This window comes from Bacillus sp. L75, from assembly GCF_003676355.1.
GTDB classification, from domain to species: Bacteria; Bacillota; Bacilli; order Bacillales; family Bacillaceae; genus Bacillus; species Bacillus velezensis.
Window position 1 is genome coordinate 124491 of the sequence record NZ_ML064901.1, and the last position, 12690, is coordinate 137180.

Annotated in this window: 15 protein-coding genes; 14 read left to right on the forward strand and 1 reads right to left on the reverse strand. The window is 45.4% G+C overall.

What is annotated here, in order from left to right; translation table 11 throughout:
• Positions 1-4: 4 nt before the first annotated feature.
• Together atpD and D5S11_RS00680 are read left to right on the forward strand one after the other, a co-directional pair.
• Positions 5-1426, forward strand: coding sequence for a F0F1 ATP synthase subunit beta (gene atpD / locus D5S11_RS00675; protein WP_003151173.1), 1422 nt, complete (start codon positions 5-7; stop codon positions 1424-1426).
• A gap of 23 nt (positions 1427-1449) precedes the next feature.
• Positions 1450-1848, forward strand: a complete 399-nt coding sequence (locus D5S11_RS00680) for a F0F1 ATP synthase subunit epsilon (protein ID WP_003151176.1) — start codon at positions 1450-1452, stop codon at positions 1846-1848.
• Between the two features lie 44 nt (positions 1849-1892).
• On the opposite strand, the gene D5S11_RS00685 is transcribed toward D5S11_RS00680, so the two are convergent.
• Positions 1893-2363 (reverse strand): hypothetical protein, encoded by a 471-nt coding sequence (locus D5S11_RS00685; RefSeq protein WP_007407595.1) that lies wholly within the window; start codon positions 2361-2363, stop codon positions 1893-1895.
• A gap of 172 nt (positions 2364-2535) precedes the next feature.
• On the opposite strand from D5S11_RS00685, the gene D5S11_RS00690 reads away from it, so the two are divergent.
• The 12 genes from D5S11_RS00690 (at position 2536) to D5S11_RS00745 (ending at position 12526) form a co-directional block, all read left to right on the forward strand.
• Entirely contained in the window at positions 2536-2766 is a 231-nt protein-coding gene (locus D5S11_RS00690; protein WP_003151181.1) for a DUF1146 family protein, read from the forward strand.
• A gap of 141 nt (positions 2767-2907) precedes the next feature.
• Positions 2908-3648 carry a YwmB family TATA-box binding protein gene (locus D5S11_RS00695; protein ID WP_007407593.1) on the forward strand — a complete coding sequence of 247 codons (741 nt, stop codon included), beginning with the start codon at positions 2908-2910 and terminating at the stop codon, positions 3646-3648.
• A 33-nt stretch (positions 3649-3681) separates the two neighbouring features.
• Positions 3682-4992, forward strand: coding sequence for a UDP-N-acetylglucosamine 1-carboxyvinyltransferase (gene murA, locus D5S11_RS00700; protein WP_007614362.1), 1311 nt, complete (start codon positions 3682-3684; stop codon positions 4990-4992).
• Positions 4993-5191: 199 nt separating this feature from the next.
• Complete coding sequence (spoIID, locus tag D5S11_RS00705; RefSeq protein WP_007407591.1) at positions 5192-6223, forward strand: stage II sporulation protein D; 1032 nt, start codon at positions 5192-5194, stop codon at positions 6221-6223.
• A 264-nt stretch (positions 6224-6487) separates the two neighbouring features.
• On the forward strand, positions 6488-7174 hold the full coding sequence (locus D5S11_RS00715) for a VWA domain-containing protein (RefSeq protein WP_007407590.1): 687 nt from the start codon (positions 6488-6490) through the stop codon (positions 7172-7174).
• 309 nt (positions 7175-7483) lie between these two features.
• Complete coding sequence (locus D5S11_RS00720) at positions 7484-8164, forward strand: VWA domain-containing protein (RefSeq protein ID WP_020956466.1); 681 nt, start codon at positions 7484-7486, stop codon at positions 8162-8164.
• An 85-nt stretch (positions 8165-8249) separates the two neighbouring features.
• Positions 8250-8414: a hypothetical protein gene (locus D5S11_RS19805; protein WP_007407587.1), complete on the forward strand. Its 165-nt coding sequence runs from the start codon at positions 8250-8252 to the stop codon at positions 8412-8414.
• A 94-nt stretch (positions 8415-8508) separates the two neighbouring features.
• Positions 8509-9297 carry a formate dehydrogenase accessory sulfurtransferase FdhD gene (gene fdhD / locus D5S11_RS00725; protein WP_007407586.1) on the forward strand — a complete coding sequence of 263 codons (789 nt, stop codon included), beginning with the start codon at positions 8509-8511 and terminating at the stop codon, positions 9295-9297.
• A 17-nt stretch (positions 9298-9314) separates the two neighbouring features.
• On the forward strand, positions 9315-10340 hold the full coding sequence (moaA, locus tag D5S11_RS00730) for a GTP 3',8-cyclase MoaA (protein WP_020956465.1): 1026 nt from the start codon (positions 9315-9317) through the stop codon (positions 10338-10340).
• A gap of 190 nt (positions 10341-10530) precedes the next feature.
• Positions 10531-11661: a response regulator aspartate phosphatase gene (locus D5S11_RS00735; protein ID WP_020956464.1), complete on the forward strand. Its 1131-nt coding sequence runs from the start codon at positions 10531-10533 to the stop codon at positions 11659-11661.
• Between the two features lie 122 nt (positions 11662-11783).
• Entirely contained in the window at positions 11784-12263 is a 480-nt protein-coding gene (locus tag D5S11_RS00740) for a hypothetical protein (RefSeq protein WP_007407583.1), read from the forward strand.
• A 74-nt stretch (positions 12264-12337) separates the two neighbouring features.
• Entirely contained in the window at positions 12338-12526 is a 189-nt protein-coding gene (locus D5S11_RS00745) for a CsbD family protein (protein ID WP_012118653.1), read from the forward strand.
• The last annotated feature ends 164 nt before the right edge of the window (positions 12527-12690 follow it).

Genomic DNA, 12690 nt, shown 5'->3' on the forward strand with positions numbered 1-12690 from the left:
AGCGATGAAGAAAGGACGCGTAAGTCAGGTGCTTGGACCGGTTGTCGACGTACGTTTCGAGGACGGCCACTTGCCTGCGATTTATAATGCGATTAAAGTTTCACAGCCAGCTACAGGCGAAAATGAAGTAGGCATCGACCTAACGCTAGAGGTTGCTCTTCATTTAGGCGATGATACAGTCCGTACAATTGCCATGGCATCTACGGACGGAATTCAGCGCGGAATGGAAGCTGTTGATACAGGTGCGCCAATTTCCGTTCCTGTCGGTGATGTGACTCTCGGACGCGTATTTAACGTACTGGGAGATAAAATTGATTTAAATGAACCGCTGCCTGCGGATGCTCAAAAGGACCCGATCCACAGATCAGCTCCTTCATTCGATGAGCTTTCAACTGAGGTTGAAATTCTTGAAACGGGAATTAAGGTTGTTGACCTGCTCGCTCCTTACATCAAGGGCGGTAAAATCGGATTGTTCGGCGGCGCCGGCGTAGGTAAAACCGTATTAATCCAGGAATTAATCAACAACATCGCGCAAGAGCACGGCGGTATTTCCGTATTCGCCGGTGTAGGAGAGCGTACTCGTGAAGGGAACGACCTTTTCTACGAAATGAGCGATTCAGGCGTTATCAAGAAAACAGCCATGGTTTTCGGACAAATGAACGAGCCGCCGGGCGCACGTATGCGTGTAGCATTGACGGGTCTTACAATGGCTGAGCATTTCCGTGATAAACAAGGACAGGACGTACTGTTCTTTATCGATAACATTTTCCGTTTCACACAAGCGGGTTCAGAGGTTTCCGCGCTTCTCGGCCGTATGCCTTCTGCGGTTGGTTATCAGCCGACGCTTGCGACAGAAATGGGTCAGCTTCAAGAGCGTATTACGTCTACAAACGTTGGTTCAGTTACATCTATCCAGGCGATCTACGTGCCTGCCGATGACTATACTGACCCGGCTCCGGCGACAACGTTCGCTCACTTGGATGCGACGACTAACCTTGAGCGTAAATTAACTGAAATGGGTATCTACCCTGCGGTTGATCCGCTGGCTTCCACTTCCCGCGCGCTTGCTCCGGAAATTGTCGGAGAAGAGCATTATGCGGTGGCGCGTGAAGTCCAGTCAACGCTTCAGCGTTACAAAGAACTTCAGGATATTATCGCGATTCTCGGTATGGACGAATTAGGTGAAGAAGACAAGCTTGTCGTTCACCGCGCACGCCGTATCCAGTTCTTCCTTTCTCAAAACTTCCACGTAGCTGAGCAGTTTACGGGACAAAAGGGTTCTTACGTGCCTGTTAAAGAAACGGTACGAGGCTTTAAAGAAATCCTTTCCGGTAAATATGACCATCTTCCGGAAGATGCATTCCGTCTTGTGGGACGCATTGAAGAAGTCATTGAGAATGCAAAAGAGATGGGTGTAGAAGTTTAATCTGGTCCTAGGAGGGTAAAAGCATGAAGACCGTTAAAGTCAATATCGTTACTCCCGACGGCCCAGTATATGATGCTGATATTGAAATGGTAAGTGTAAGAGCCGAGAGCGGTGATCTCGGTATCTTGCCTGGCCATATTCCGACCGTGGCTCCGCTTAAAATCGGCGCTGTCCGCCTTAAAAAAGACGGACAGACCGAATTGGCGGCTGTCAGCGGCGGATTTTTAGAAGTCCGTCCTGATCAGGTCACTATCCTTGCACAAGCCGCTGAAACAGCGGAAAGCATTGATAAAGAGCGCGCCCTTGCTGCGAAAAAGCGGGCGGAAGACCGTTTGAACAAACGATCAGATGATACTGACATTCGTCGGGCTGAGCTTGCGCTACAGCGGGCTGTAAACAGATTGGATGTTGCAGGAAACTAAAAAAGAATCCTTCTCGGCTGTCTGAGAAGGATTCTTTTTCTATATTAACGCATAAGAGATTCATAGACGCCGATAAGCGGATGATCCTCTTCTTTTTGCAGATATAAATGTTCGCAGCAGTTGTCGGTGTGCCACGTTTTGTTTCCTCTCCGCACACCCGTCGTATAGGCGCCGTCCGTATACGGATAAGGTTTGACGACCCATTCGGCATCGTCATGGTGTCTGATGGCGCAATCGATGACATACACACTGAGCATTTTCTCAAATTCGTCAATCGGCAGGTTCCAATCCGCCAAAAGCAGCTCTTGTATGCTGCGGAAGTAAAGAGCTTCCACTTCCAGCAGGCTGCCGCGTGAATAATCAAGAGAAATGTTGAAAAACTGACATAATTCTTTCAGTTCCTCTGTTTGAGACTGTCTATAATCATAGTAGAATGCTATCGCTTCCCACTCGTGGTCAAATACGGGAAGTGTTTCTCCATACTGCTTTTCCGGATGAAAAAAGGAATGATTCATATTCCCATCTCCTTTCCAAAAAAGTATATCATGCCGGAGAACGGACATTTAAGCGGGGATTGCCCCTAATTTTGGATAAAAATTCTGATGTAAAAATGATCATCTTTCTCTCTTCTTCTTATATAATAAGAGAGGATATGAGGGGCGGAAAAAATGAAAGGAGATGGGATTTGTGAATGTATTGGGGCAGCAGGCCGCAATCAGCATCCTGGTTCACCTGGTATGCATTGCGGTGACATGGTGGGCGCTTCAGGCCGTCAACTTTGATCCGCTGATCCGAAAAGGAAAAATAGTGCAGGCGAGGCTGCTGATCATTCTTCTTACCATTGCGATCGGTACGGCAGTCGCCAACTTCTTTTTAGATTATCTTACCTATTCGAAACAGCTTCCATACTTATTTTAAGATGTTTCGTCTGTTGAAATGAAGGGAATCGCTGGGTGAGAAACCAATTTTTCTTCACCCGCTTGGCGAGTTTTGACGAAGTTTTCCATGTATCGCTTTCCCCGGCTCCGGCAAAAATGGGAGTAAGGGGGAGAGATCGATATGAAGAAAAAAAGAGCAGGCCGCATCATCTTATTTTTTGTTTTTTTAAGCGCCTTAATAGCGGTATTTCATTCCATTCATGCAAGTGAGCTGTCTCCGCTTGCCCAGATTGCCGAAGGAATGGAGCGGCAGCAGGTCACTGTAGATGAATGGACGCTTCATGCGAAAGAAAATCTGAACCTGTCACTGAGTGAATTTGATGACAAGGTAAAAGAACTGAAGACGCAGTATCCGCAATATCATTGGGAATCCGCGCGGGAAGATAAAATCGTAAAGACCGTCGGCACGTATTCTGACAAAAAAAATCACACAACTTTTAAACTGCAGCTCGTCACTACCCTCAAAAACCAGAACCCAACTTCGTATTTATTATATGAGCAAATGAGCCCGGAGCAACCGGAAAACTGGAATGATACATATGAACAGTTTGAACGGCAGGCACATGACATATTTCAAAATAAAGTATTTATTTTTACTTGTCTTAAGGGTCATTTAAATGATAATATGAGTATTGTTTTGCAAAAAAAAGCAGAACAGCTCATGAAAGAATTTGAAGCAAGTCCAGTTGAACATGTAGTTGAGCCTCATTTCGTTTCTGTTTCTGCATTTACATATAAGTGGACAGATTACATCATGACATCGAAACATAAGATGAATGTGCAAGTTGCGCTTAGAAGTGCGGGAATGGGCGAAAAACATACCGTTACGGTTGGCACACCAATCGTGACGACTGAATATTAATATAGAGAATATAGGGACGCGGAGGGGAATACCTTGGAAAAAATCATCGTCCGCGGCGGTCAGAAGTTAAACGGCACAGTGAAAGTTGAAGGAGCAAAAAATGCCGTTTTACCAGTTATCGCTGCATCTTTATTAGCAAGTGAAGAAAAAAGCGTAATATGTGATGTACCTACGCTCTCCGATGTATATACAATTAATGAAGTGTTGCGTCATTTAGGAGCAGATGTGCATTTTGAGAATAATGAAGTTACCGTAAACGCTTCTTACGCTTTAGAAACAGAAGCACCTTTTGAATATGTGCGCAAAATGCGCGCGTCAGTGCTTGTTATGGGCCCTCTGTTAGCCCGTACGGGTCATTCAAGAGTAGCGCTTCCGGGCGGCTGCGCAATCGGCTCAAGACCGATTGATCAGCATTTAAAAGGCTTTGAAGCAATGGGTGCAAAAATCAAAGTAGGCAACGGCTTTATTGAAGCAGAAGTGGAAGGCCGTCTGCAGGGCGCAAAAATCTATTTAGATTTCCCAAGTGTGGGTGCGACAGAAAACTTGATTATGGCAGCTGCTTTAGCTGAAGGAACAACAACGCTTGAAAACGTGGCAAAAGAGCCTGAAATCGTTGACTTAGCGAACTATATCAATGCGATGGGCGGAAAAATCCGCGGAGCCGGCACAGGCACCATTAAAATTGAAGGTGTCGAGAAGCTTCACGGCGTAAGACACAACATCATTCCTGACCGTATTGAAGCGGGTACTTTCATGGTGGCTGCGGCTATCACGGAAGGAAATGTATTAGTGAAAGGTGCGGTTCCTGAGCATCTTACGTCTTTAATTGCGAAGATGGAAGAAATGGGAGTCAAAATTACGGATGAAGGAGAAGGCCTTCGTGTCATCGGTCCTGCCCAGCTGAAGCCGATCGACATTAAAACGATGCCTCACCCAGGATTCCCGACTGATATGCAGTCGCAAATGATGGCGCTGCTTCTCCGTGCGAGCGGAACAAGCATGATTACTGAAACTGTGTTTGAAAACCGTTTTATGCATGCTGAAGAATTCCGCCGGATGAATGGCGACATTAAAATTGAAGGACGTTCTGTGATCATTAACGGTCCTGTACAGCTGCAAGGCGCAGAAGTTGCCGCTACGGACCTGCGTGCGGGCGCGGCGCTGATTCTTGCGGGATTAGTGGCTGAAGGTCATACACGCGTCACGGAACTGAAGCACTTGGATCGCGGTTATGTGAATTTCCATCAAAAACTTGCGGCTCTCGGCGCTGACATCGAGCGTGTCGTTGATGAAACGGCCGCTGAACAAGAAAGCAAAGAAGTCGTAACTGACCTAAACGCATAATGGCTGTAAAAACAGTATGTCAATCTGGCATACTGTTTTTTTATGGTTTATCATCATTATTATGCTCTGATTTCCAAAAAAGAATACGTTTTTCGCGTGAAAAATGGAACAAAGATTCTGTCCAAAAGGAAGTCATATTAGCTTGTCCCTGCCCATAAGATGAAGTAGAGTCGAATCCCAAGCAGGAGGCAGCTGATATATGAAACCGATTGTATTTCTACTATCCGGGCTGTGTATACTTATTCTTCTAGTCCCCACCATTCTCGTCCTTCCGTTTCAGGCAGAAAAAGGAGCAGCCGTAAACAGAGAGCCCGGACACAAAACAGCACACACCACACGAGAAACAAAAGGAGCAGAAACATTGAAAGAATCACCTGTATCCATTCCGGTTTATCGGACATCCAATCATTCTGTAGAAAACATTCCGCTTGAAGAGTACGTGATCGGTGTCGTGGCTTCCGAAATGCCCGCAGATTTTAAACCGGAGGCCTTAAAAGCCCAGGCGCTCGCCGCCCGTACATTCATCGTCAGACTGATGGTCGCTGATTCAGCCGTTCAGGCGCCGAAAGGATCACTGGTGGATGATACGCAAATGTTCCAAGTCTATCAAAGCAAAAGCCAGCTGAAAAAAGAATGGGGTTCTAAGTACGCACACAACCTCAAGAAAATCACAAACGCGGTGGCTGGCACGCAAGGAAAGATTTTAACGTACGATAACAAGCCGATTGAGGCATCTTTCTTCTCTACGAGCAACGGGTATACGGAAAATGCGGAAGCCTATTGGACAAGCGCCATTCCTTATTTAAAAAGCGTGAAAAGTCCGTGGGATAAGCAATCGCCGAAATATCTTGCCACCCAGACCTTCAGTGTGCCGGAGTTTCAGCAAAAGCTCGGCGTACAGCTCTCAGGACAAAACACGGTGGGACAGATTACAGCCAGAACGCCGGGCCATCAAGTGGCAACGGCCGTCATCAACGGCAAAAAGCTGAAGGGAAGAGACATCCGGGAAAAACTCGGACTCCGTTCTGCCGACTTTGAATGGAAACGAAACGGCAGCAGCATCACCATTACGACAAAAGGATTCGGCCACGGCGTCGGCATGAGCCAGTACGGGGCCAATTACATGGCGGAGCAGGGAAAATCAGTGGCGGACATCGTCAAGCATTATTATCAGGGAGTGGACATTTCCGAAGCAGATTCATTTTTAAACAAATATATGGCGAAAAAATAGACGCTTTCATGAGCGTCTGTTTTTTTGAAAACTATTCCATAAACGGTAAAGCAACCAACAGACTCATATAACGAAAGCCTAAAGGCTGACAAATGTCGATTGAAGGCTGAGCGCCGGGTGTAAATCACTGATAAAAATGCCGCTTCTATGTGAATATACGCAAAAATAATGAGGAACGCCGTCCTATTTATTTCCCTTTTCATCTCATTTACGATAAATATTGTTCGGCGTTGAACGTAAATCTATTGAAAAGGGGAAAAAGCAATGAAAAAAACATTTTCACTCATACTCATGCTCGGATTGATGCTGACTGCTGCATCTCCTGCTTTTGCTGCCGAGAATGCAAACGAGAAGACTCTTTCATTTAAAAACAATACCGCCATTTTACTTGATGCGAGCGGCAGTATGGCAAAACGGATTGACGGTGTTTCTAAATACAACATGGCAAAAGAAGAAATTGTCCGTTTTGCGGATCAAATTAAATCTAAATCACAGGTCAGAATGACAGTTTTCGGTTCGGAAGGCAATAATAAAAACTCCGGAAAGGTTCAATCTTGTGAATCCATTCGCGGTGTGTACGGATTCCAAAGGTTTGACAGACAGAGCTTCCTTAACTCTCTTAACGGAATCGGGCCTACGGGCTGGACACCGATTGCAAAAGCATTAGAGGATGCGAAGGCTTCCTTTACCGGTTTGCACAAACTTGGCAGTAAATCCGTTTTCCTGTTGACGGACGGCGAGGAGACATGCGGAGGAGATCCTGTTAAGACAGCGAAAGAACTTCGCAAACAGCATATTAAAGTCAACGTGATCGGCTTTGACTTTAAGGAAGGCTTCAACGGCCAGCTTCACGAGATTGCCAAAGCGGGCGGAGGAAAATATTACGAAGCTCACAGCCAAAAGGATATGAACCGCATCTTTACAATGGCAGCGAGTTCATTAGCGGAATAAGAAAAGGTGCCGTTTATCGGCCCTTTTTTTTATTTTTATTTAACAAAAATTTCAAGAAAAGATGAAGAGAAAACTGTAAAAAGAATCAGATTCCGGACTTATATTACAAAAAGGGCGAAAAAGGCATTAAATCTGTCATCATTTATCCAATCTTTTTAGGATGATGCGCATAATTCTGTTCATTTTTAACGGCGTACAGCCGCTTATACAAAAGGAATCCCGCCCTATATCTTTTTGCATACACGTCATCTAGCATAGAGAAGAGCCGGGGGCCCATCGGCCAAAAACAAACGGAGAGGAATGAAGGAAATGAAAAAAATGTTCACTGCGGGGATTGTCGGACTTTTGACGCTTTCACTCGGATCACCTGTTTTTGCAGCTGAGAAAAAGCACGAAGAAACAAACATTGCTGTGCTGTTTGATGCAAGCGGAAGCATGATACAAAAAACAGGGGGAGAGCGTAAAATAGATGTTGCGAAAGAGTCTGTCACTTCTTTTGCGGAAGTTCTTCCTGAAGACACGAATCTGATGCTTCGGGTATTCGGGCATAAGGGCAATAATAAAAACTCAGGCAAAGCCGTATCATGTAATGCGACAGAAACGTTATACGGCCTTCAGCCGTACGCCGTGACTCCATTTGAGCAATCACTCAGCAAGATTAAACCGACCGGCTGGACACCGATTGCGAAAGCGCTTTCTGATACGCGTGAAGAATTTGAGCGGGCCGGCGCCACAGGGAAAAACGTCGTATATCTGATCACAGACGGTGAAGAAACATGCGGCGGTAATCCTCAGGCCGAAATTCAAAAGCTCCGTAAAGCGAACGTCAACACGATCGTCAATATCATCGGCTTCAACTTCGGCATGAAAGGAAGCGAAAGCCTTGAAAAAGCGGCGGAAGCGGGAGGCGGCACATATGTCTCAGCTGACAGCGCGGACGAGTTCAAACAGGCTTGGGAAGACGCTGCAAAGGATTTAGCAAAAGAATAGGTTAAAAAAGGACGCCCGCGCGGCGTCTTTTTTGTTTAGAAAACGGAACCGCGGGAATGATACGGATAAAAGGAGATGAACGCTGTTGTTAAAAGGAGCAGGCATTATATTAGTGCTGGCGGCAGTCGTTTTTGTTCTGATGGGAATTTTTCTGAAGCTTGCCGCCTTCATATTCGTCAGTATATTGGCCATTATCGCCGCAGTTATTTTATTCACCATTCTGAGCAGACATCATCGCAATGAAACATAGAGTCCTAAGAGGGCTCTTTTTTTAAACCGCAAATTCGACAAAATACAGGGATTGTGGAAGAATAAAAGAGAAGGATACTGCGGAGGGGAAAACAGTGGATGAAAAAACAACAGCGGTAAGAGACATATACCGCTATGAAAAAGGGGTATTAACAAAGACGGCAGATCGGATGGTTTCAGAGTATCCGCTGACCGTCATGGTGAACGGGCAGGAATTTGTTACGCTCGTCTGCACGCCTGACCATTTAGAGGAACTCGTCATCGGATTTCTCGCATCAGAAGGCGTCATTCGTTTTGAAAAAGAAATCAAAAGCTTTACTATAGATGAAAGTCTCGGGTTTGCATATGTTGAACTGACGAATCCCGGAGTGCTTGAGCAAAAAGACTATACGAAGAGGGTCATCGGTTCATGCTGCGGGAAAGGCCGCCATTTTTACTTTCAGCAGGATGTGAAAACGGCCAAAACCGCCGTCAGCCGTATCACTATAACTCCTGAGACGTGCCTTCGCCTGATGAAGGAGATGCAAAGAGGAAGCGGCACCTTCCAGGAAACGGGCGGCGTCCATAATGCGGCGCTGTGCGATACGGAAAAGCTGCTCTTCATGAGGACGGACATCGGGCGCCACAACGCGCTGGATAAGCTGTACGGCTGCTGTTTGAAAAACGGAATGCCGGTCCGTGACAAGCTGATCGTCTTCAGCGGCCGGATTTCCTCAGAGGTTTTATTAAAAGCCGCAAAAATCGGCGTGTCGATTGTCATTTCAAAATCGGCGCCGACGGAGCTCGCGCTGCAAATGGCGGAAGAGCTGAACATAACCGCGATAGGTTTTGTCAGAAACGGATCATTTAACGTATACACACATCCTGAACGGGTTGAACAATAGAAAGGGGTCTTGGGCTTATGAATACAGAAACGCGCCGGGTGACAGACAAAAGGGAAAGGCCGCTCAGGGATCTTCGTATCTCTGTAACCGACCGCTGCAACTTCAGATGCACGTACTGTATGCCAGCCGAATTATTCGGACCGGATTATCCATTTTTACAAAAGACGGAATTGCTCTCCTTCGAGGAGCTTGAGCGGCTTGCGAAGCTGTTTGTCGGCCGCTTCGGCGTTGAAAAAATCAGGCTGACGGGCGGAGAGCCGCTCATGAGAAAAGATATGCCTGAATTGATCAAAAAACTTGCGCGCATCCCCGGACTTAAAGATATCGCGATGACGACAAACGGCTCTCTGCTTCCCGTGTATGCGGAAAAACTGAAGCAGGCGGGGCTGCATCGCGTGACAGTCAGCCTCGATTCTTTAGAGGATGAGCGGTTTAAGGCCATTAACGGCCGCGGGGTTTCGGTGAACAAGGTGCTTGAGGGCATTGAGGCGGCAAAAGCGGCCGGACTCGGTGTGAAAATCAACATGGTTGTTCAAAAGGGCGTCAATGAAAAAGATATCCTGCCGATGGCCCGCTATTTTAAAGAAAAGGGTCATATTCTCCGGTTTATTGAATTTATGGATGTAGGCAATACGAATCAATGGAATAAAAAAGACGTGATCACGAAGGCGGAGATTATTGATCTGATCAACCAGCACATGCCGACGGAGCCGATAGAAGCGAATTATAAAGGAGAGGTCGCTTCCAGGTTCCGCTATCTTGACGGTTCCGGCGAAATCGGCGTGATTTCCTCCGTCTCGGATGCATTCTGCGCCTCCTGCAACAGAGCGCGCCTGTCGGCGAGAGGAGAGCTGTTTACGTGCCTGTTTGCGTCAAGCGGCTATGATGTTCGGAAACTCGTGCGCGGCGGTCTGAACGATGATGAATTGACGGAATCCATCGCTTCTGTCTGGAGAAATCGCACGGATCAGTATTCAATTGACCGCGCGCTTTCTAAAACGGATGGGAAAAAGAAAGTGGAAATGTCTTATATAGGCGGATGAAGAAAAGCTTGCCCGGACAAGGGCAGGCTTTTTTATTCACAATATGAGAGCGGTCTGTTCAAAAAATACCGGTGACAGCCGAAATATATGATAGGAATTTTGATGCAGGACAATCAAGTTATGCAATTCCAAAGCCATACAATATGTTAAAATATAACCAATAGAAATTAGAAAAGGTTGTGAAAGGGGCATGACCGCATACGAGATTCCGTCATCTCAAGTTGGAGTTAAGATCAACAAATGGTACAAGCACATTTTAGCGTTTCAAGCGGCTGATGCCATAAAGCTGAAAGAGGAAATTGATGAGGATATACAACGTATGGAGGAAGACCAGCTGCTGCTGTTATATTATCAGCTGATCAGCTACCGCCATCATATTATGCTTGATTACGTCAAGCCGGAATGCACCGAACAATCACAGATTCAGTACAGCGAGCTGCAAAAGACGATCGAAAGCACGGACAGCATATCGGGACTGTCTGAGTATTATTTCCATTTGTTCAGAGGGATGTATGAATTCGATCACAATAACTATGTTGCGGCTATTTCTTTTTACCGGAAAGCGGAAAAACTCCTTTCATTTGTCGAGGATGATATAGAGAGGGCGGAATTCCATTTCAAGATGTCTGAAGTGTTTTATGTCATGAAGCAGACTCATTTTTCCATGAATCACGGGATTCAGGCGCTGGATACGTATATGAAACACGATTTCTACAGAGTGCGGAGAATTCAATGCCATTTCGTCATCTCAGGAAACTACATCGACTGCAAAAACTACGACAAAGCGCTTGAGCATTTAGACGAAGCCCTCCGCCTTTCTTTGCTTGAAGGACAGCCCCGCCTGATCGGGTCTTCGCTTTACAATCTGGGGAATTGTTATTCTGAAAAGCGGGATCTGGATGAAGCGGCCCGGTACTTTAGAAAAGCGGTTCCCGTTTTTGAAGAGCATCAGCTTGAACAGCTTCCGAAGGCGCTGTTCAGCTTAACGCACACCCTTTTCAGGCTGCGTGATGACCAAGCGGCCCTTACCTATTATGAAAGAGGGGTTATGATCGCGAAAGAACGGGGCGACCGATTCAGTTTAGAGAAGTATAAGTTTTTACAAGCGCTTTATTTGGAGTCACTCAATATGGATTTAATCCATGAAGTGTTTGACTATATGAATGAAAAATCGCTGTATGTGTATATTGAAGATTTCGCCTTAGAGGCCGCCGTTTACACGAGCGCACATGAGCAATATAAAGAAGCGGCGTATTTTTATGAAAAAGCGATTCGCATGAGAGAAAACATTCAAAAAGAACAGTGTTTATACGATATATAATTTTTCTTAACCATCTGATCAGCAGATGGTTATTTTTTTATGCACATCATAACGTTTGACCATAGAAAAAAACGGAAAAATCGCAAAAGAGAGAAAAAAGTATGATGGGAAGGAGGGATTTGTTGTTCGGATTCAATGATATGATAAAGTTTTTCGTATCATTTCTCATCATTCTGCCGATGGTGTCTGTCATCCATGTGTCGGGACACAGCTTTATGGCCATGCTGTTCGGAGGCAAGGCATCATTGGATATCGGAATGGGGAAACGTCTTTTAAAAGTAGGGCCGATTCAGGTTCGGCGTATCTACTTCATAGATTCTTTCTGCAAGTTCGGCGAATTGCGGATAGATAACCGTCTGACGAGCGCGCTCGTCTATTCCGGAGGCTGTCTGTTTAATCTCGCTTCTATCTTTTTAATAAATCTGCTGATCATAAAAGATGTCCTCGAGCCAAACTTATTTTTTTACCAATTTGTCTATTTTTCAACTTATTATGTTTTCTTTGCCCTTCTGCCGGTGCAATACGGGGATAATAAGCTGTCAGACGGATTGGCTGTTTACAAAGTGCTCCGCTACGGGGAACGCTGTGAAATCAATAATTGAGAGTTTACATGTTTGCTATCAGGCTGAAAGGGAAGAAAACAAGTACACAGAACAAAAAAGGAGCTGAAGAGATCATGAGTCAAGATAACGGTTTAAAAGACAAAGTAAAAGGCGGCATGAACAAAATGAAAGGGGAAGCAAAGGACAAAGCAGGCGACATGGCAAACAAGTCCGACTTAAAAGCGGAAGGTAAAAAAGACAAAGCGAAAGGCAGCCTGCAAAAGGGTGTCGGCAAAACGAAAGATAAACTCAGTGATGATTAATTTGATAGTGAAACACAGCAAAAGCCCAAAATATTTTGGGCTTTTTGTTATGAGAAATGACAAAAATTCCAGTTCATTTGGTTAATATTCACTAAATTTTTAAATATTCTATAAATTCCCCGGCGATTTCTTTATAATATTCACATAGAATGTAACCTTTCTTC

Excerpts from the sequence above, each read along its gene's own strand:
- D5S11_RS00735 (WP_020956464.1), top strand. The coding sequence starts at position 10,531 with ATGACCGCATACGAGATTCCGTCATCTCAAGTTGGAGTTAAGATCAAC.
- D5S11_RS00720 (WP_020956466.1), top strand. The coding sequence starts at position 7,484 with ATGAAAAAAATGTTCACTGCGGGGATTGTCGGACTTTTGACGCTTTCA.
- atpD (WP_003151173.1), top strand. The coding sequence starts at position 5 with ATGAAGAAAGGACGCGTAAGTCAGGTGCTTGGACCGGTTGTCGACGTA.
- moaA (WP_020956465.1), top strand. The coding sequence starts at position 9,315 with ATGAATACAGAAACGCGCCGGGTGACAGACAAAAGGGAAAGGCCGCTC.
- D5S11_RS00685 (WP_007407595.1), bottom strand. The coding sequence starts at position 2,363 with ATGAATCATTCCTTTTTTCATCCGGAAAAGCAGTATGGAGAAACACTT.
- spoIID (WP_007407591.1), top strand. The coding sequence starts at position 5,192 with ATGAAACCGATTGTATTTCTACTATCCGGGCTGTGTATACTTATTCTT.
- D5S11_RS00745 (WP_012118653.1), top strand. The coding sequence starts at position 12,338 with ATGAGTCAAGATAACGGTTTAAAAGACAAAGTAAAAGGCGGCATGAAC.
- D5S11_RS00715 (WP_007407590.1), top strand. The coding sequence starts at position 6,488 with ATGAAAAAAACATTTTCACTCATACTCATGCTCGGATTGATGCTGACT.
- D5S11_RS00695 (WP_007407593.1), top strand. The coding sequence starts at position 2,908 with ATGAAGAAAAAAAGAGCAGGCCGCATCATCTTATTTTTTGTTTTTTTA.
- D5S11_RS00680 (WP_003151176.1), top strand. The coding sequence starts at position 1,450 with ATGAAGACCGTTAAAGTCAATATCGTTACTCCCGACGGCCCAGTATAT.